Source organism: Methanosarcina sp. Kolksee (assembly GCF_000969945.1).
Classification (GTDB): domain Archaea; phylum Halobacteriota; class Methanosarcinia; order Methanosarcinales; family Methanosarcinaceae; genus Methanosarcina; species Methanosarcina vacuolata.
The window spans coordinates 1,185,432-1,205,862 of the sequence record NZ_CP009524.1; the positions used below are offsets into that span (position 1 = coordinate 1,185,432).

16 protein-coding genes are annotated in these 20,431 nt (G+C 42.7%); 1 reads left to right on the forward strand and 15 read right to left on the reverse strand.

Annotated elements, in window-relative coordinates; all coding sequences use genetic code 11:
* Positions 1-124 precede the first annotated feature (124 nt).
* The 6 genes from MSKOL_RS05070 to ftsZ form a co-directional block, all read right to left on the reverse strand.
* Complete coding sequence (locus tag MSKOL_RS05070) at positions 125-2,566, reverse strand: sodium-translocating pyrophosphatase (protein WP_156150971.1); 2,442 nt, start codon at positions 2,564-2,566, stop codon at positions 125-127.
* A 965-nt stretch (positions 2,567-3,531) separates the two neighbouring features.
* Entirely contained in the window at positions 3,532-3,642 is a 111-nt protein-coding gene (locus MSKOL_RS21480) for a hypothetical protein (RefSeq protein ID WP_304413719.1), read from the reverse strand.
* Between the two features lie 142 nt (positions 3,643-3,784).
* Positions 3,785-3,937 (reverse strand): hypothetical protein, encoded by a 153-nt coding sequence (locus tag MSKOL_RS20940; RefSeq protein ID WP_231592455.1) that lies wholly within the window; start codon positions 3,935-3,937, stop codon positions 3,785-3,787.
* A 495-nt stretch (positions 3,938-4,432) separates the two neighbouring features.
* Entirely contained in the window at positions 4,433-4,891 is a 459-nt protein-coding gene (locus MSKOL_RS05080; RefSeq protein WP_048154101.1) for a hypothetical protein, read from the reverse strand.
* Between the two features lie 35 nt (positions 4,892-4,926).
* Complete coding sequence (locus MSKOL_RS05085; RefSeq protein WP_048154103.1) at positions 4,927-6,408, reverse strand: dihydropteroate synthase-like protein; 1,482 nt, start codon at positions 6,406-6,408, stop codon at positions 4,927-4,929.
* A gap of 125 nt (positions 6,409-6,533) precedes the next feature.
* A complete protein-coding gene (ftsZ, locus tag MSKOL_RS05090; RefSeq protein WP_048118901.1) occupies positions 6,534-7,712 on the reverse strand; it encodes a cell division protein FtsZ in 1,179 nt (392 codons plus the stop codon).
* A gap of 1,413 nt (positions 7,713-9,125) precedes the next feature.
* On the opposite strand from ftsZ, the gene MSKOL_RS05095 reads away from it, so the two are divergent.
* Positions 9,126-9,788, forward strand: a complete 663-nt coding sequence (locus tag MSKOL_RS05095) for an HAD family phosphatase (RefSeq protein WP_048118905.1) — start codon at positions 9,126-9,128, stop codon at positions 9,786-9,788.
* Positions 9,789-9,832: 44 nt separating this feature from the next.
* On the opposite strand, the gene MSKOL_RS05100 is transcribed toward MSKOL_RS05095, so the two are convergent.
* The 9 genes from MSKOL_RS05100 to MSKOL_RS05140 form a co-directional block, all read right to left on the reverse strand.
* Complete coding sequence (locus MSKOL_RS05100; RefSeq protein WP_048154106.1) at positions 9,833-11,746, reverse strand: beta-CASP ribonuclease aCPSF1; 1,914 nt, start codon at positions 11,744-11,746, stop codon at positions 9,833-9,835.
* 109 nt (positions 11,747-11,855) lie between these two features.
* Positions 11,856-12,491 carry an archaeal proteasome endopeptidase complex subunit beta gene (gene psmB / locus MSKOL_RS05105; RefSeq protein WP_048118907.1) on the reverse strand — a complete coding sequence of 212 codons (636 nt, stop codon included), beginning with the start codon at positions 12,489-12,491 and terminating at the stop codon, positions 11,856-11,858.
* A gap of 249 nt (positions 12,492-12,740) precedes the next feature.
* Positions 12,741-13,253 (reverse strand): HDIG domain-containing metalloprotein, encoded by a 513-nt coding sequence (locus tag MSKOL_RS05110; RefSeq protein WP_048118909.1) that lies wholly within the window; start codon positions 13,251-13,253, stop codon positions 12,741-12,743.
* Positions 13,254-13,263: 10 nt separating this feature from the next.
* Positions 13,264-13,758 (reverse strand): transcription factor, encoded by a 495-nt coding sequence (locus MSKOL_RS05115; RefSeq protein ID WP_048118912.1) that lies wholly within the window; start codon positions 13,756-13,758, stop codon positions 13,264-13,266.
* 146 nt (positions 13,759-13,904) lie between these two features.
* Entirely contained in the window at positions 13,905-15,080 is a 1,176-nt protein-coding gene (locus MSKOL_RS05120; protein WP_048158163.1) for an ATP-grasp domain-containing protein, read from the reverse strand.
* A gap of 20 nt (positions 15,081-15,100) precedes the next feature.
* Positions 15,101-16,165 (reverse strand): 60S ribosomal export protein NMD3, encoded by a 1,065-nt coding sequence (locus MSKOL_RS05125; protein WP_048154109.1) that lies wholly within the window; start codon positions 16,163-16,165, stop codon positions 15,101-15,103.
* Between the two features lie 515 nt (positions 16,166-16,680).
* A complete protein-coding gene (acsC, locus tag MSKOL_RS05130) occupies positions 16,681-18,090 on the reverse strand; it encodes an acetyl-CoA decarbonylase/synthase complex subunit gamma (protein WP_048118925.1) in 1,410 nt (469 codons plus the stop codon).
* 3 nt (positions 18,091-18,093) lie between these two features.
* On the reverse strand, positions 18,094-19,419 hold the full coding sequence (gene cdhD / locus MSKOL_RS05135) for a CO dehydrogenase/acetyl-CoA synthase subunit delta (RefSeq protein ID WP_048122577.1): 1,326 nt from the start codon (positions 19,417-19,419) through the stop codon (positions 18,094-18,096).
* 245 nt (positions 19,420-19,664) lie between these two features.
* Positions 19,665-20,426, reverse strand: a complete 762-nt coding sequence (locus MSKOL_RS05140) for an AAA family ATPase (RefSeq protein ID WP_048154112.1) — start codon at positions 20,424-20,426, stop codon at positions 19,665-19,667.
* Positions 20,427-20,431 lie beyond the last annotated feature (5 nt).

A 20,431-nucleotide genomic window follows, 5' to 3' on the forward strand; every position in this document is an offset into this window, starting at 1 on the left:
CAAAAAAATTTGAAAATAAGATTTTCTGCTTCGTGAAATCACTATTCAGGAGAAGCCTCACAACATCTAATGTTGTAAGGCTTGATCCCACGTTACTGGTTAGCAGCTAATGGTTTTTCCTTAATTACTCTTTTGTCGGGATTCTCATTCTATAGAATGAACGCCAGACAAAGAACAGACCAATCAACAGGAATATGCCACCTGCATAGGGAGCTATGTTCCGGAAGGACTCGGAAATAGCGATTTCCATGGCTAACAGGCCAAACAGGGTGGTGAACTTGATGATTGGATTGAGGGCAACTGATGAAGTATCTTTGAAAGGATCGCCTACAGTATCACCTACCACAGTGGCTTCATGTAAATCGGTACCTTTCTCCTGAAGGTCTACTTCCACTACTTTTTTTGCATTATCCCAGCATCCTCCGGCATTTGCCATAAACACGGCCTGGAACAGTCCGAATACTGCAATGGAAATCAGATAAGAGATAAAAAGCGCCACCGAATCATTTCTGGATATTGGAGCCGAGAGACAGGAAAATGCCAGAGTAAAGGAGAATATAACGATAAAAATATTGAACATGCCCTGCTGTGCATACTGGGTACAGATTTTTACCACTTCTTTTGACTTTTCCGTGGATGCCTTCTGGCTGGCGTTTTCATCAAGCTGAATATTTCTCTTGATATATTCGACTGCCCGGTAAGCTCCGGTAGTTACGGCCTGGATTGATGCTCCGGTAAACCAGTAAATTACACAGCCGCCTGCTAATAATCCGAGGATGGTATAGGGATTAAGCAGGGTCAGGATTTCTTCAGGTTGTACTCCAAGCACATTTTTAATAACAAGAATCAAGGAGAAGATCATCGTTGTAGCGCCAACCACAGCTGTACCTATTAAGACCGGTTTGGCTGTGGCTTTAAAGGTATTTCCTGCTCCGTCATTTGCTTCCAGATAATGTTTGGCTTTATCAAAATCCGGTTTGAAGTTGAATTCTTTCTGGATCTGTTCCTTTACTTTAGGAATGGTTTCTATAAGCGACAGCTCGTAAATGGATTGAGCATTATCGGTCACAGGTCCGTAACTGTCAACTGCTATGGTAACAGGGCCCATGCCCAGCATCCCGAAAGCCACCAGTCCGAATGCGAATATGGAGGGATAAATCATTATCTCGCTCAAGCCGTATCCACTGACATAATAGGCAACGAACATTAGCAAGAAGAAGACCATACCGATCCAGAATGAACTGAAGTTACCTGCAACCAGTCCGGAAAGAATGTTAAGAGACGGGCCACCTTCTCGGGAAGCTTTGACAACTTCGGCTACGTGCTTGGAATTTGGGCTGGTAAAGACTTTAGTAAATTCGGGAATTAAAGCCGCTCCCAGGGTACCGCAGCTTATTATTATTGAGAGTACAAGCCAGAGATTCTCCAACTCTGCAGGCACTCCGGACCCAGGTCCCAGAATATAATAGCTTACGGCAAAGGTTCCAATTATAGAAAAAATAGAGGTAATCCATATTAGGCTGGTCAGAGGTTGTTCAAAATCAAAATCTTCTTTGCTACTGAATCTTGCCTGGCTGAGTGCCCTGTTGATGTAGAAAGAGGCTACAGAAGTAATAATCATGAGTATACGCATGACAAAGATCCAGGTAAGCAGGATGCCGGTCAGGTCAGACTGTACAGCCAGAACTATGAAGGAAACAAGGGCAACTCCGGTCACACCATAAGTTTCGAATCCATCTGCTGTTGGCCCTACACTGTCACCTGCATTATCTCCAGTACAGTCGGCAATAACACCGGGATTACGCGGGTCATCCTCCTTTATTCCAAAAACTATTTTCATAAGGTCGGAGCCGATGTCGGCGATTTTGGTGAATATCCCGCCTGCAATACGTAAGGCGCTGGCTCCCAGAGATTCTCCGATTGCAAAGCCTATGAAGCTTGCGCCGGCCAATTCTCTGGGAACAAACAGCAGTATAATTAACATCATTATCAGCTCAACGCAGACCAGAAGCACACCTATGCTCATCCCAGCGTCGAGAGCGATGTTTAATAGTTTCAGGGGTTTTTTCTCCAGGGAGACAAATGCGGTTCTGCTGTTAGCCAGGGTATTCATACGAATTCCGTACCAGGCAACAGTGTAAGAACCCAGTATCCCTAAAATGGTCCAGGCCAGGATGAGCAATACTCCACTCAGAGGCATTTTCTGAAGGAAGCCAAAGTAAAAGGCTATACAAAGACCGATAAAAACAAATAATATACACAGCAGTTTACCCTGCTGGATAAGATAGGTTTTACAGGTCTCGTAAATTATGTCGGCCACGTCCAGCATTGACTGATGGGCCCTGATTTTTTTTACCTTCGTAAACTGGTAAAGACCAAACAGCATACCTAATATACAGACTACGATACCCCAGAGCAGCAAATTGTTTTGCTCCTGGCTTAAATTCGGAATTTTAAGATTCGCCTCACTGGCAGCTGCTATTGCCGGTGTTAGCGACATTATGGCCAGGCTAAAAAGGCTTTCTAGTGTTGCCTTGACCGCCTTATTTTTGGTTATAATCTCCATTTAGCCGATCACTTCTCTCATCACATTTTTGACAGATAAATTGGTTAAAGGTTAATCTCAATGAAAGTGTAAGCAATTATCTTTATGATTTTGTGCAGTTTGTGGGGAATTAAGGTCTTTTAAATGCGTTGAACCTATATAACTGCCATTCTCCGGTATACCTTAAAATCCAGAATATTATTTATATCCTGGAAGATGAATTAGGCTAAACTTTCCGGCTTTTTTTTGGTTTGTGTATTATAAGTCAGGGTGCGTATGTCTGCACTACTACGATGCACCTCATAACAAAGCCTTCAAAAATAAGCCTTAAGTCTATTATTTGATGTGCATTATTACTGATGCGCGTCATAATGGAATTACCCCAATCGAAAGGGCAGTACAAGGCGATTCATGACGTACTCCTTGTCGCAAAGAGTATGCTTATGCACATCACAGAAATTATAGTAGTGATAGGTAGTCATGATCAGCAAAGTTAGCTCTAAAACTAACTTATAAACGTTCATGAGTCCTGAATCTATCATTTAATCCGGCTCGCGGTTTTCTGATAATAAATTGTAAAGTAAATTGAATTTTGAATTGTTAAAGCCTGATTTTGACAAAAGCGTAATCAGTTGCTTTTATATAAGTATTTTTACCTTTGTCTGAGCGATAACCTTGAAATTATTTTTACAGTAAGTTGTTTCTTTATCAATAATATAATGTTTCCAATCTAAGAATCCAAACAAGACACAAATATATAGCATGTTGCCTGGACAATATAAAGAAGTGGAACTGTGGCAATAGGAGTTTGCTGGGAGATAAACTCTGAGTATTCTACAATTTAAAGGGTTCGTTCCACGTTTTTTCAGTTATGTCCCGATCTATGTTTTTTCAGTTAAGTTGCTACATATATAAAGATATCGACAAATCTCTGGTAAAAAAAAGCAGTTCTATTTGTAAATTGCATTTTTTAAATATTTATATACCTAGTCAACAAGGTAATAAGTTTCCGAGTTCCTATACAAAACTGCAAAATCAAAATTTTTTACCAGATCATTAGACTGATCGTATTTGAGCAACCCGACTGAAGTGAGCATTCCCCTGCCTGCACATCCGACACCTGGTTCAGGCCCTCAGGATTCCACACATTTTATGTTGCCAAAAACCGGCTGCATGACAGTCTCAAGGTGAACTCCTGCATCTCCTTCACTTTGCAGAGTCTCGCAAAGGTCTTATGGTTTAAGCCACCAGCAGCACTCTGGTGGAATCTGCTTTCGGATCACATCCTGCAAGTAATATTTTGTTGCTCATGGTTGCAAGGACCGCAGTCAGATTTTGCGTGGTAGTACATATTCCAATTTTACCTTTTCTATAGATTGCTATCTGTCTCATCTTTTTACCTTGTTTCGTATTTACCCTATCAGAGTACTCGGAGACCGGTATCCGTTGTACTATTTTATAATATATATAGATTTCCAATATTTGAAATTTATATTATTGGTTCGTTGTCATTCTCTATGGATAATACTATTTTCAATTCAAGACCGCGCTGGATTTTATGAGAATATTATGAGGATATCCACACAAGAAAACGAAGAGCCATATTATTTCATAACCACTTTCCATTTATATGCCTGAAGAAAGCCGTTGTACTATGTGCCCATTTCAAACAATATATTGATAGAAAATAAAATGCTACTTCTAAAGCTAGTTCCAAAACTCAACCTTGCTTCTTCAAACATAATATTCGGAATAATCAAACAAACTTTGGACCTTGAAAATTAAAAATAGGAAGCATGAAAGAGTTAAAAGGACAAAAACTGCTATCCATATTTTTCCGGCCAAACCAGAAAATAGACAGACCAAAGTTAAACAGGTCAGGAGAGGTCAGTTAACTCCCCTTACCTGCAGTAGCTGAAACTCGATCTCATCCGGGACTGTGGCTAAGAATATAAACGTATTGTACCCGAGTTTTTGAACTTCTTTTATTGCATTTGCCTGAGCTTCATTCAAGTCCCTTGTATCGCTTACTATGCAGAAAGACTTCCGGTTTCCTGTATTTACAAGGAAATTAAAGGCATTTCCATGAGTGTTCAGGAAAGCAACAAGATTTTTAAGTTCTTCCCAGGTGCTGCACATGTGAATATACTTGGAGCCCATATTTTCCACGTACCAGTCCCTGCTTACGTATGAGTAGGAGGCATACTGTTCATTCAGCTCATCAAAAGCTTTGAGGATTTTGTTAATATCCTTCCTCAAGTTAACCCATTTCCAGCTCTGTGTTGTGAAATAGCGGGCTGCCACTATCTCAAAAATTGCCTGTTTATCTTCATCTTCGAGTCTCATTCTTTCACTTCTTTGTTTTGTCTGTGTTTTTGCACTCAGAAAGCATCGTCCTGGGCATAACTTCTATTAAACTGCAGGGAAAGTTCGGCTTTCTCCAGTTCCCTTCCCAGATATGCGGCATGGTCCAGACGGGAGACAAGTTCCAGTTCAAGTAGCGTGTCCATAACTTCCCTGGCATTTTTTCCCACGACTGAAGCTTTCTCGTGTTCGGCTACAATCAATCCGCCGTTTCCACTCGTCCTGTCCGGTACTGTACGGATGCGGATAGGACCTGCGGGATCTACACGCCAGCCTTTCGAAAGCCTGGCTTGAATTGCATTTTCCGGAAGCGGAAAATCCGGGCGCCTGCGTTTTTCTTTAATGCAGAGTAGATCAAGCCCGAGGTCTTTTGGTGAGCTTTCTCTTATGCCGGAAAGCAGCATCATCTCGGAAGCCCTTTTCAATTCCATAATTGAACCCTGCGCCTTGTCACTGAACTCGGGGGTGAAAAGGATGCTTGCTCCTACCTCTAATCCAATTCCACATAGTGTGGCATTGACTCCTATGGTATCCACATCCATAAGCTCAGTGACATTACCAGCCCCAAAGAACACGGGGACCTCAGGGTATATCCTGTGAAATTCATGAAAGCGTACAATGGATTCGGTGATATTGTGACCCACAGGATCAAGCACAGGGTCGGCTATAATTTTTTCAATTCCAAGCCTGCAGGCAGCTTCGACATTCCTGATGAGGCTTTCCAGACTTCTGTCCTCGTCCGGAATTATAACAGCTGCAATCCCTGCCCTGGCAACGACCGGACCTGCAGTTTCAAGATTCGTGCTGTTGAGACTCAGGACAAGGTCTACCCCTGCTTCTACTCCTTCTCTTATCAGTTCAGGGTCGAGGGTATCTATGCTTACTGGAGTCTCTGTAATGGTTTTTGCAAGGGATACGGCTCTTTTAGCCTGCTCCGGCAGGGTGTTAAGGGTAGCCCCAAGGTCGATTATATCTGCTCCCCGGGCGATAAAAGCTTCGATTTTCGTCTGGAGGGTAGCAGCGTCCATTTCCAGAGCCCCTACAATTTCTCCCATAACCTTCATGCGAGCCTTTCCTCCGAGTTTTACATCTCTGAGTGTAAAGGGAGAGGAGGCTTCTGCTTCGTTTTTCTTTATTAACTCAAGAGCCATCTCTTTTCGAACATCAGCAAGGAGCTCACATGCAGGGACTTTTTCGGAAAACTCGATTTTTCCGGCAAAGGAAAGCACAAATCCAAGGTCATAGGCGTGCTTTGGCCCAAGCCGGATTTTACACCCCAGTTCTTCAGAAGCTTTTGAAAAATCTCCTGCCACAAGTCCTGGAAGCAGAATAAGGTCATAAACTTTCGAAAACCCAGCTTCCTGAAACGTGTTAATCAGTTTTCGAGGGGTGATGAAGGCAGCAATATCAATGTCGGCTACGAGGATATCTGCTTTTTCCCCGATTGCTTTCCTGACGGTATTTTCCGCAAGCCGCCCTGTTGCAATCAAAATATTCATGTTTTTTAGATAGAAGCGCTAATAAAAAAGAGTATCTGTTTGAAACGCATCGATAAAAAAGTATAAGGGAATGAAAAGCCCGAAGTATTCAGCTTTGATAATCCGGGCTTTTACCTGAGCTTGATTTAATTTATAAAATCAATGATTGACTCATCATGTTTCTTTCTAAAAGACCCTGCAGAATTCTTTAATCGGTCTGCTGTCATTCTTCCAAATCTTCTTTCCTGCATAGGATCAGCTTCGGCTCTGGACTCAAGAATTCCGCCTGCTGCCTGAGGGCCCAGGATCTGTGCAGACTGCACACCTGTCATGATGGCCATTACCCTGACCTTGCCTTCATAATCTTCTCTGATCCTTGCGCCCCATATAACATTTGCACTTGGAGATAGTTCATAGGTGAGCATGGATGCAATTTCCTCAGCTTCCTTGAGGCTCAGGTCAGGCCCGCCGGTTACATGGACAAGACTTCCGGTTGCGCCCTTGTAGTCAACATCAAGCAGGGGATGATTTAGGGCAGTCCGCACAACTTCAGTGCTCTTGTCCTGGTTTTTTGACTCCCCTACAAGCATAACTGCAACCCCGCCGCAGCTCATGATAGTCCTTATGTCGGCGTAGTCAAGGTTTATCAGAGAGGGCACTGTGATGGTCTCTGTAATTCCCTTTACGGTTTCGGCAATTAGCTGGTCCATTACGGAAAAAGCCTGATCTATAGGAAGGTTTGGCACGTAATTAAGCAGCCTGTTATTATCAAGGACAATTACGGTATCCGCTGCCCTGCGCAGATCTTCAAGGCCTTCTTCGGCTTTGTAAATCCGAGCTCTTTCAACTCTGAAGGGACTGGAGACCATTCCTACAACGATTGCTCCCTGCTCTTTTGCTACTTCGGCAACTACAGGTGCAACTCCTGTACCGGTACCTCCGCCTAACCCTGCAGTGATGAAAACCAGGTCAACGTCCTTTAACACTTCTTCAAGTGTGCCCCTTGCAAGTTCTGCAGCTTTCTTTCCTGTCTCGGGGTAACCACCTGCTCCCAGCCCCCGCGTGAGAGTTTTTCCCACCAGGATTTTCTTGTCAGCTCTTACATTGTCAAGGTGCTGCTTATCGGTATTTATACAGACCGTTTCCGCACCTTCGATTCCCATATTATAAAGACGGTTTACAGTGTTGTTTCCGGCACCCCCGCATCCGACAATCATGATTCGCGGTTGCCCGAATTCTTCAAAATCTTCATCAGAGGAAGAATTCTTTCGATATTCTTTCTCTTTTTCGCTGAATTTCATTGCTTCCTGTACTATTGACTGCAATTCTATCCCCTCGACCGGATTTGTGTCTTATTGTTACATTTGACTCCCCACCCTTTACATCGGGGGTCACATATCTTTTCAATACTCTGAGTGGAGTTATGCGATAACCTTCAGAACCTATCAAAGATTTTCATCCGTCATCTTTAATAAGTTGGCACTCTGCCGAACTTAAATGTTTCGGACTTATTTAAATAATACTTTTAAATTGTTTATTAAGTTTAAATATGTCACCCATAACTCTAATATACTCACTCTTTTACTTCCTTTAGTACTTAATTCTCAAAGATGAAGGGTGAGGAACTACCAAAATGTTTATATATATAAGCATAAAATTTTATTGAAAGTCTTATTTCTCTCAGCAAAGCTCTTCTGATTATCCAAGTCAGGGCAATTTTTATATTTTCTTTTATTTATTCTTTTGATGCCATGCTTGACTTCAGAGGCTGACACTGTAGTCCTGATATTCGTTTTGATAAAACTTTCTATCAGAGTCTTGCAATTAAATCAGACTGTTTATATTATTACTTTTAACTAGAATTCCCCTCTTAAAAACTGTTTCGGTATTGTTCTGGGATTTAGAGTCTCTTACTTAATTTTTTGAATTAATGTTTTTAAATTAATGTTTTTAAATTAATATAAATGTTTCCATATTTATAATTCACAGGAAATAAGCTCCAGATTCTCTCCTTAATTTTATTTGCTTAGAAAGCTTCGAATTAATTTCTTCAGTGTGCACGGTTTGGAAATTGCCGATAAGAAGGCACATTAAAAAGTAATAAAGTGACAACATCATAAAAAATATCAAATCAATAAGAAAAGTCAATAACATGTTAAAAGCACATGATATTCTTCGAATAACAGGCACAACGAAATGAAATTACTTTTCACCTTACCCTTCTTTGACTATTGATCTCGTCATTAGAACTTCTTTGAATTAAATTTATAAGATATTTAAATTCACGATAAACTTGTAAATTCATGGAAAAGGTGTTAGAAGATATAAAAAACACTTAAAATCTTTGATATATGGGTTGAAATCATGGTGAACCACCCCTACGCTAAAGACTCAGGAATTTTACGCTTCGTCACATAAACCTTCTAAATTTATAAAAAAATTATTTAATTCATGACACGGGTTTAGAAATATAAAAATGATTTAAAACTAAGGTTCTGCCGGAGATTTTCCGGGAAAACTTTAAAGCCTCAAAGCTATTTTTATCTTAATCCTCAAGGGTCTCAGTTACCTTGTATCTCAGTTACCTTGTATCTCAGTTACCTTGTATCTCAGTTACCTTGTATCTTAGTTACCTTATCCCAGGGATCCTGATTACCTTAATTCCCAGGAATCTTGGTTACTTAATTTCCCTAGAACCTTTATTTTAATCACTAATCTTTAATTCTGGAGTCAGAACTGTGTTAAAGGCATTAATTTTCGATATGGATGGCGTTCTTGTGAACTCTATGCCCTTCCATGCAGCAGCCTGGAAAAAAGCTTTCCTTGATATGGGTATGGAAATCCAGGACCAGGATATTTATGCAATCGAAGGTTCAAATCCCAAAAATGGTCTTCCTTTGCTTATCCGAAAAGCCAGAAAAGAACCAGAAGCATATGATTTCGAAACTATTACCTCAATCTACAGGAAAGAATTCAAAAGGGTATTTAAACTGAAAGCCTTCGACGGAATGAAAGAGTGCCTCGAAGTCCTTAAAACGCGTTTTCTGCTATCAGTAGTCTCGGGCTCTGACCATCTTATTGTTCACGAGATAGTTGACCAGCTTTTCCCCGACATATTTGATATTGTGGTTACAGGAGACGATATCACAAATTCAAAGCCTCATCCCGATCCTTTCCTTAAAGCTGTTGAACTCCTTAATGTGCAGCGGGAAGAATGCATAGTAATAGAAAATGCCATTCTGGGTGTAGAAGCTGCAAAAAAAGCCAAAATCTACTGTATAGGGATTCCCACATATCTGGAACCTTCACAGCTTGGCAGGGCAGACCTTGTGGTAGGAGATCACAAACAGCTAATGCAACATCTTCTAAGCCTTGAGCCAGCTCACGGGTTCGGGGTATGATAAAATTTAGTTACTTCCAAAAAAGAATTGGGCCCCATATGGGGTCACAGTAACCTTACGGTTTCAAGGTTTGTAAGCGCCCTGGTTTCAATTTTCAGTTTCTTATAAATCGAACTTGCCAGGTCAACACAGGCCTTTTCATCTCCATGCTCGGTAAATACCCTTTCCGGACGGGGCTGCATCCTCTTGATGTAATCCATAAGCTGTCTCCTATCGGAGTGACCTGAGAAACCGTCAACTACCTGGACTTCCATGTTTAACTTCAGGATTTCAGTGCTTCCGCCCTTTCCTGCCATAGGGATCTCTTTCCATCCTTTCTGGATTCTGCGCCCGATTGTTCCATCGGCCTGGTACCCTACAAACACCAGAGAATTGCGTGGTTCGTCGGCAAAGGCTTTGAAATAGTCCATAACCGGCCCTCCGTTCATCATGCCTGATGTCGAGATGATTACACAGGGGTGAGGGTTCTGAATTATCTTCTGGCGCATGTCATGGGAATCAACAGGCTTGAAGCATTCGGACAGGAAGGGGTTCTGGCCTTTCTGGAATATCAGTTTCCTCAGATCATTATTCAGGTACTCGGGATGTGTAGCATGAATTGCCGTCGCTTCCCAGATCATTCCGTCCAGATAGACCGGAACTTCAGGAATCAGCCCTTTTCTTATAGACTCTTCAAGTACTATCATAACTTCCTGGCTTCGACCTACTGCAAAGGCCGGGATGATGCAAATTCCTCCCCTTTCCACAGTGTTCTTAACTACCATCTGCAGGTGCCTTTCGGAGTCCTTAAGTGAGGGCTGGAAAGCATTGGAATTCCCATAAGTAGCTTCACTGATAACAGTTTCGACTCTCGGAAACTTATTGACAGCAGGGTCGAAAAGCCGCGTCTTCTCATATTTGTAGTCTCCCGTAAAGACGACATTATGAAGCCCGTCTCCAATATGGAAATGAGAAATAGCCGACCCCAGAATATGGCCTGCATTATGGAAAGTCAGTTTGATATCAGGAGCTATATCCGTTACTTCCTCATAGTCCAGAGGAATTGTGTGTTTGAGAGTCTTTGCTACCATGCCTGACTCATAGGGAATCTTTTTCCCTTCTTTTGCTGCCACGTCGATGTAGTCAAGCTGGAGCAGCACCATTAAATCCCGAGTCGGAGGCGTACAGTAGACCGGTCCTTCATACCCGTATTTAAAAAGCAAAGGAACAAGACCCTGATGATCCAGGTGAGCGTGAGTAACTATCACGGCATCGATCTGGTTTAAAGGAAAAACTTCCGGAACATATAGGTAAGGAGTCATGTTTTCGTCCGAACCTACATTGACTCCGCAATCGATCAGAATTCGAGATTCAGGAGTCGAGAGCAGGAAACAACTCCGCCCTACTTCTTTGCAGCCCCCAAGCGATGTAACCCTTACCCACTGATCTTTAGAAGTACACTCTTTGTGAATCTTCCTCCCCACCGATTTAAGGATCTCTTTTCTTTCCTTGAGGTTGTTTCTCATAAATTCCCTTACATTCTTTACTGTACGGGATTTGATAGGGGGAGTACGCACAACCTTTGGAATCCAGCCAATCTGCTTTGTGATTTCACGGAGAGTAGCGCCGTGCTTTCCGATCACAAGACCAGGCTTTTCAGCTTCAATAATTACTTCTCCGGAATCTGGGTCAAAATAATAGCTTGAGATTACGGATTCTTTTGGAACAACTTCTTCGATTATAGAAATAGAGTCTTCAGGAGTTGCAAGCACCCTGGGGTCAGGGCGCATTGCAATCCGCGTTCGGAGTTCTTTTGCGAGGTTGCGAATAATGTTCCCATCGTCTGCGAATTTGCGAGGCTCTTCGGTATATAGCACAAGCTGAGGCCCTTCAAATTCCACATCGGTAATTGTAACTCCCGCGGGTAGATTTTTCTCAATTTTATGTTTGAGGTCTAATAGTACATCTTCAATAGGCATCAAGAATCTTCCTTTTTGTCAAAAAATGGAAAAGTATATAGATATTGGAAAAACGATAGATTGAAAAAGATGTTAGTTTAGTGTTAGAATAAAAAACCAACAGTTTAAGTTATTTAGGTAATGAAGCTCTTATGGATTTTACTTCTTCAGGGTCCAGTCTCCTGAACGCCTCCTTAGTAATCACAACTACATCGATGTTCTCTCCAGACGCTGAATCCCTTTTAGTTGCATTGTGGATCGCTCGGATAGCAAGGTCAAGACCTTCTTTTATAGTCATGTCTTCCCTGTACTGGTCTTCAAGCACTCCATATGCCATGGGAGAACCGGAACCTGTAGCCGATATCCTTGTCTCTTCGATACTTCCTCCAAGAGCGTCAAGTGAGTAGATCCCAGGCCCATTTTTGTCAACTCCCCCTATAAGGAGCTGGACCATCATGGGATAGTAACGGTTGGCATTTAAGAAGTTTGACATTAAAGTTGCAATACCTTTTATTGTCATCGACTCGTTTCTACGCATCTTATAGAGCTGTGATTCTACATTTACGAGCCTCACAAGCTGCTGGGCATCCCCTACCGAACCGGCAGTGGTCATTGCTACAAGGTCGTCGATCTGGTAAACCTTCTTTGCAGTTTTACTTGCGATGAAATTCCCCATTGTGGCTCTCTGTTCACTTGCGAGCACGATACCATCGGTACAAACTACTCCTACGGTAGTTGTGCCCTTTAGATATTTGTCATTATCCATAAACATACCCTCATAATAAGTTAAAAATGAGAAAATGTCGCTAAAAAAAATGTTTTAGTGAGGTAAGTATTTTTAACTTAAATAGCAGGATTTAGCACTTCATTATCTCATTATTAATATCGCTATATATAAGTTTTCCTTCTCTTTTTTATTGAACGCGTCTAAATTTAAATTCGAAGGAAGATTTGGTAAAATAATTTTTCATTTACAGGAGATTCAAAACTCCTGATATCCCGAAAAATCCAAAATTTAAAGAAAAAGTCTCTCGACCTCTTCAGCAAGTTTATTTACTCTCTGAATCACATTTTCGGGTACCTCTTGCTTACGCATGAGCTCAATTCTCTCAGCTACAGTAATCCTGCTCGTTCCCTTAACAAGGTTATCGGCATGAGCAACTATTTTTTCCTCAAGGCTTCGTGGAAAATAATCGTCCTCCGGAAGCCCTAAAGCCCTTGCCTCTTCTTTTGAGATCCCTGCTCCGATATGTCTTTTTATTATTTCAGAAATCTCAGGCTTGAGTCCCTCGATCCTGGCTAGCCTGTACCCTTCTACTGCATGAGCGATTTTATGTGTTTTACATCTCCCAAGATCGTGAAGAAGAGCCCCGACTTCCACCAGTTCCGGGTTTACATCATGCCCTGCTGCTTTTGCCTTTTTTGCAATTTCAACTGCGAGTAATGCGACTTCCTTACAGTGTTCTATCACATTTGGAGCACATCCGTTTTCCTCAAGCAGGTTTATTGCTTCGGCTCGGGTAGTCAAGGTAGATCACTTACACTGAACTGAGAGCATCTACACGCTTTCTCAGGACATCAATAAAATATGAGTTATCGTAGAAGACCAGGTCTTCTCCACACATGGGGCAGAGAAACTCTGTTTCTGTAGCTTCGTCAAAAAGAAGGCGAACACAACCCTGAGGGCACATATAGAAAACATTGTTTTCTTCGAAATCAAGGCGAGTCTTCAGGTTGCGGAGCAATTTTTTCTTTTCTTTCATGAGCTGGTGCTCTATATCCGAAAAATCCAGGCGCCAGAGATATGTTAACCATCCACTGTTTGAATCTCTCTCCCTACGACATATTGCAAATTTGTTTTCGTTTAATATGAAGAGCGTTCTCCTCACGGTGTTCAACAGAACCTCGGTCTTTGCCGCAATTTCTTCATCCGTAACCTCGCCTTCAGGCATTTTTTCAATCATTTGTAGCCCTTCTTCCCCTACAAGGCTCAGGAGGTATCCTCTAATTACCTTGTCATTTATATCAACCAATATGTTCACCTCGCAAATGCCAGTATGAATTGGATATACCAGTATTAAAATTTACATTCCCCTTTTCCGGAAACATTTCTTAGCCAGAATAAATTGAACATTCTTAACATTCTTAACTTTTAATTTTCATATATTCTCGGCAAATCTCAGGTATCTTCTCTTTTCAGCTGGTTTTCAATAAAAGCCCTTATCCTGTTTGCCCCTTTTTCAAGCGATAGAACTGCCTCTTCTCTTGTAGAGGTACACGCGAAAAGGGAAGTAAGAGGCCCATCAGGCTCTATAACGGTTCCCTGGGAGGGAATGTCAGCGCCTTTTTCCCTCAGAATGAGCTCCATGAGCTTTTGATCTATAAAAAGTTCTCGATCCGAGTAAATAACTCCTCGTGCAGCAAAACCTTTAGCTTCGGGTTTCTCAGGAAGTTCTCCTCTAAAGCAGCCAGCATGAGCCTCAAAAAGGTTAATGTTCATTGCCCTCTCGACAGTATCAAGACTTCCCTGGAACCTTGGGTTTATTTCAAGTACTACAGGCCCTTTTTTTGAAGCCAGAAAATCCACTCCGTTTGAGCCGAGGAGCTTGAACTCAAGCACCAGTTCTTCAGCAAGGGCTTCCATTTCCTCAGCTTGATCGGTCATGAAAGGGGTTATATTTCCACAATAAGCAAAGGGCAGCCACGAAAGCCAGGGTATTCCTATAAGCTGTTCGTTAACAGCCACTGACAGGGCTTCGTTCTTTGTAGAAAGCAAGGAAACACTTGAAGGCGTTCCTTCCAGAAACTCCTGAATAACAATGGTATCTTCCGTAAGCTCTGGATTCAGCCCGTGTAATTTCTCAAGGATGGCTAAAAGCTCCTGTCTGCTCCTGGCAATTCGGTTGAAAATTCCTCCTCCGCCTGAAGCTGGCTTAATCATAACTGGATATTCTATTGCGTCCAGTTCTTCCGAGGAATAACAGCGTGGATGAGGGATTCCAATGGCTTCAAGCTTTTTCGAGAGATAAAGTTTGTCTGAGGCCTTCTGCATCGCATCCGGACTGCTGGCAAGTACAGGGCAGGGAAAATCATTGTGGTCAAGCATTTCCAGTCCCGAACCTGGGACAAGGGCATCAAACTCAAGTCCAAACTCAGCCATCTGAGCCTTAATCCTGGAAGCCTTAAGCTGGTGCAGTTCCTGTATAGTTCTGCACTCAAGAAATGCCGTGGCATGGGCACATTCCCGCAGGTCAAGGTCACAGAAAGCATCTATAGAGCAGACCGTATAGCCAGCCCGGCTTGCAGAACAGACAACATTCCGGGTATCAAATCCGATTACAAGGATATTCTGCATGTTTCCTCTTTCTGGACCATTCATTTCGCTTGCGGAATCTCAGAATGTGCCAGTGCAAAGATTCCATATGGGGTTTTCAGGACAGGAATTTCACTTCCTGCTTCTGCGTTGAATGACATAGGTTTCTTTATGGCAACAGTCTCATAAGTTTCAGGGTCAAGCACCAGAATTGCATTGTCTTCGATTGAGACCAGCACTGCTAAAACCGCATCCCCCATATTGCCTATTTTCTCTGCACCTTTTAATTCTTCAGGAGTTGAAAGAAATCTTGAGCCATCCTCAAGGGAGGTTCCGTTAACTTTTTTTCCTGAACTCTTGATCTGGATAATCTTTCCTCTGAATCGAATCACATCTCCTGGCCCGAATTCGGGAAGACGTACAGCAAAAGTAATCCTGTAAAGGTTCTTTCCATCTTTCATTCCGACAAGAGTAGGAGATTCTGAAAAGCTGCCTCCTAGTTCGGAGGTAATTAACCGGCAGACCTGCCTGCTGGCATTCATAGAACCCATGTAAAGGTCTATTCCTTCCTTTTGCTCCACTTCTTCACTTATAAACGCAAGCCGATCACCCTTTTTTCTCATGCTTGCCATGGCTTCTCTGGCAATGGACATCGAGCGCCTTTTCTCTTCTTCGGTAGGAAACCTGCCTGCTGCCCTGATCTGGATAATAGCTTCAAAGTACCCTCCAGACTCCCTGCTGCACATATCGCAAGCTGTCCGCTGAATCCGTACCTCGGTCTCAGCTTCTGCGTGCACTGGTTCTTCTCTGACCACTGCATCGACTTCAGCTCTTACCATATACATATAAGGCGTAATCTCTCTGGGTTCAAGGTAGACTTCCACATCTCCGGCTTCGTTGTGGATGAAAAGGGCATCTTCTACAGCCTTTAGCACCACATCTTCAATATTACCAACATCTTCCCACCGGCTTCTATGGAAGTGTGCTCCACAAGCTGAACATATCCTTACATGAAGAACATGGGGCAATTCAATCAGTTTGAAAGTCTCAAAAAAGCAGTCCTTGCAAACTGAATCAAAGAGCCTGTAGCATTCTCTGCCGCATCTAGGGCATGTAATAAAATTCATCTGTAATCCTTACTTCATAATGTTCTTATAATAGTAAAATTTTCTTGAACAATAGTCTTCCTGGAATATTAATTTTTGAAAATATCAGAAAGGAAAATTTCTGCGGTATATTTAAGCAATTGACCTGTTAAGCTTACTCATGCTATTTAAAAATAGCTGGATTTTCTAATTTCTTTTTAGCATTCAGACTCCCCAAAGTTATAGAGTGCAAAATTAGCAAAGAGCTCATATCTTTACAATGTAATAAAATTATAATTCAGGTATAAAACGATTTAAAATTATATTTTAGATGTTTAGTAATTAGTATTTGTCTTATATAAATATTTCTTAAATTTAAAAGGTATCAGAAAATACTAGAAATTAATTTTCACAGGTCTCGTTTTTCAGAAAGCTAAAAGCTATTTTATTACAAAACTGTCTCAAAAAATACTAAATATATAATTTCACAATTGTTTAAAAAAGAAATTTCCGTGTCCTTTTGACACGGAATATTAATATTCAAATTTATTTTCTGATTATTTTGGAGGCCAGTTCTTTTCCATAAATCCAGGGAGCCTTCCTGAGTCCATTGGTCCCACAAGAACCTTTGCACCGAGTTTGTCCTCAATGTCACCCTGTAGACGGGCAGCAAGACCCGGAGTAATTACCGTGTTGTGGGTAACATCTTTCTTGAGGTCAAAGCCTGACTTCTCAAAAGCTTCCTTCACTTTATCAGCGGTCAGCTGCCCACCGGCAACAGATGCTTCCACACCGATACCGTCTGTGTTAACTGCAAGCAGCCAGCAGTTGATGCCGTTTGAGGCAAGATCGCTCTCTACTGTGTAGTAGGTAAGAGCAAAGTTTGTTGTGAAGAGAACTGGGGAGTTCTCATCTGGAGTTCCTACCTTGTACATCTTCGAGTCCACAGCGACAGGAGACCTCGGGTCGGTGTAAATTGTCTCGGCCAGGTGCACTTCGGGCATGGTGGCGTATGGTTCCATGCTGTGGAGAAGCATAATGTCTCCGTACCTGATGGTAAAGACCGAGGAAAGAACTGTTTCCCAGTAGGAGGCACTGACAGGGTCCGAAATTCCAGACATCCAGGCAGTAAGCGGCATAGCCATGATTGGATATGCGATCTCGGTATCGCCCATAATGCCTGCTCTCCTAATCTTCAGGAAGTTGGTAAAGGTGTCTTTCAGGCCTTTGCCACTTGGGTAGGTTCCTGGGTCGAGAACAATGTCCTTGATACCTGCTTCTGCAAAGGTTTTTGCGAGGCTCTTAAGGGTATCAAGGTCATTGAAAGCTGAGACTACGACAGGCACCTTATATTCAAGGGCCAGTTCTCCTACTTCCTTCCAATTGTCTTTGTTTGCAGCATAAAGCAGAGGGTTCTTGTCCTTTGCAACCTCAAGTCCTGCCTTCAGGACTGCAGGGTTAAAGGAACAGAGAATCACTGGCAATTCTGTGTTTTCTATAACTTTCTTGACAGCTGCTGCAAACTTTGCAGGGTCATTGGATGCAGCTCTTATTGCTACACCGTCAAGGAGCAGGTTGCGTCCGACGTAGAACTTTTTGTAGTCAGTAATTTTCTTAACTCTTTCAACAAGGGCAGCTTCCTCCATTGTATCAGTAACATCGAAGAACATCTTTGTCTTGTTGAAGAAGGTCAGCTTGTGACGGTAAAGCACATCGTCGCCACCAATCTTGGCTACTCTGTCGCCTACACCTATTGCAACTTCACGAATTTCCGGGGCAAGGAGCTTGTCAAGCTCTGCGAGTTTCTTTGCAAACTTCTTCTCCTTTACGAGGGGTGGGCAGTCTGTTGTCTTCCCGGATCTGTCGATCAGCTTGGAGGCAAATGCCATACAGGTAGGCTCACCACATTCTCCACAGTTGGTCTGAGGAAGGTATTTGTAAGCTTCTAATGGGCTGTTTATTTTCATGTTTTACACCCCCGATCCAATCCAGTTAGCAAGGTCAATAGGCTCTGCCTCAATTGAACCAAATAAAGTCTGGGTAATGTGCTTCAGGACAGCAACCGAGGTTGGGTGCATCATCATGAAGAGGTCGTTTCCTGCAATAGCAAGAGAGAGACCTGTAACGATTTCCCAGATTGGTCCTCTGTATTCTCTGGGGCCCCAATCCGAGTCTTCCTTAAGTGGTGAGCTAACCATCCAGGACTCACGGGCACCCCATGCATTGGTGGTACCGGATGACATTGGGAAGGTCAGTTCTTCGTCACCCATAAGGGCTGCGAGGCGGATACGCTCCATGTTGGTGTAAGCGTAGTCGAGACCATAGCCGAGTGCTGCAGTGGTTGGGTCCATGATGATCCTGTCTCTTGGGACGTTGCACTGCTTCATGAGCTTCCTGTTAAGCTCCTTCTGGGAGTTCATATCCAGCTGAGTCCATGAAAGGACATCATGGTCGTACTTTAATGCAGCCTCTGCAATCTTTGCGTAGTCAAGGTTCAGGCTTGCAGATGCAATCAGGCAGCGCTCGCCTTCTGCAACTTCTGCAGCTCTTGCAAGTACTTCAGGGTCTTTCTGTGGGTTCCCGGAACCGCCTATTGCGATTGGGACATCAACAGCCTGAAGTACTTCTTCTACAGTCTTTGCTGCTTCCTTAGCAGGTGTGTCTTTAACCAGTGGGTCGGTTGAAATCAGGTGGATTGTGATCATGTCTGCGTTGAACTTTTCAACGTTCTTCTTTGCCCATTCTCCTGGGCTGTCCATGACCTCATCATAGTTCTCCTTGACAGCTTTTGCAAGACCGATTCTCATATCGAATACATCAATGGTAACCTGGTTCCTGTTGGGCATTACGGCGTCAGGGAAGAATGGAAGGGCTTTTTCGCCACCAACCAACACTCTCTTTCCACGGCTTCCACCATCTGCAGAGGTGTTACCTATTGGGACTTCCTGAATAGGGGTTGCCCATTCTGCAAAGTTTTCAAAACTGAATTTGGCAGGAATGAGATCCTTAAACTTAGGAGCTGCCAGAGCAGGGGAAATAGCAGGGGCAGCAGGGGCACCAGCCGCAGGGGCACCAATGCCTACAGGAACGCCGAATATGCCAGCAAGTCTTGCGAAGTGCTGTGCAAGTACTGCATTCTCCTGTCCGAGGATAGCAGCAAGCATCGGGTCAAAGCCGCCTCCAAGTCCATCGAGTTCAATCTCAATGTCCCCTTCTATAGTTACACCTTCAAGGGAGAGTATATCTACATCCTTGAACATGTCTGTCATTTCTGATAACTTAGCTTTCTTTGCCATGTAAACCTCACCTTTTCTGTAAGTTTTCCGTTTTGATGAGTGACTGTATAAATAAAGAAATAATACAGATTTTACTTCCAGATTCTTCCCTGATATGGAAAGAAAAATTGAGGCAGAAGTAAACTCTGCCACATATTTCACATGATTTTGAATATCATTTCAAGCCCTTACAAAGGACAAAGGGATCCATATCTCATTTCCGGCACGTTTTTCTGCAATATTACAAATTCAAAAGAAAACCGGGATTAGAATCCCAGTTTTTTCACAATACTTTCGATTTCTATTGCAGCAATTGAGTCGTCCGAAATTTCGAAGAGAGGTATGCCTTTTATATCCATTTCCTCGATTTTAGGGTCGAGTGGAATCATACCTATCATGTTAAGTTTCAGGTCCTCTGCCAGTTTGACAAGCTTGTCGCGGTTAGCATCTGTAACCTTGTTTGCAATAACGTGAATTCTACCAATGTTTGAGTCCAGTTCATCCACAAGTTCATGAATTCTCTCAGCAGTCCGAAAACCCCTTCGAGAAGCGTCTGTTACGACAATAAGGTCATCTATGTCCCGTATAATCTTCCTGCTGAAATGTTCAAGCCCGGCCTCTGCATCAATAATAACTACATCATAATTCATGATCAGCTTGTCCATGATGCCACGGAGAAGATTGTTTACATAACAGTAACATCCTGAACCTTCGGGCCGGCCCATGACCAGGAGGTCATAGCCAGGCATTTCTTCGATGATCTCATAAACCTTGCTTTTTAGTACTGACTCTTTATTCATATCGGGATTGTCAGGCCTTGGTTTTGTGATCTCAGCCTGTAAATACTCCTTTGCATCCCCGATTGTTTTTACGTCTTCACAGCCAAGAGTCTCAGGCAGGTTAGTGTCTGCATCTGCATCAACTGCCAGGAGAAACTGACCTTTTTTGGAAAGGGAGCGGATCAGAAGAGCCGCTACCGCTGTTTTACCAGTCCCACCTTTTCCCGTTATTGCAATTACTTTTGTCACAGAAT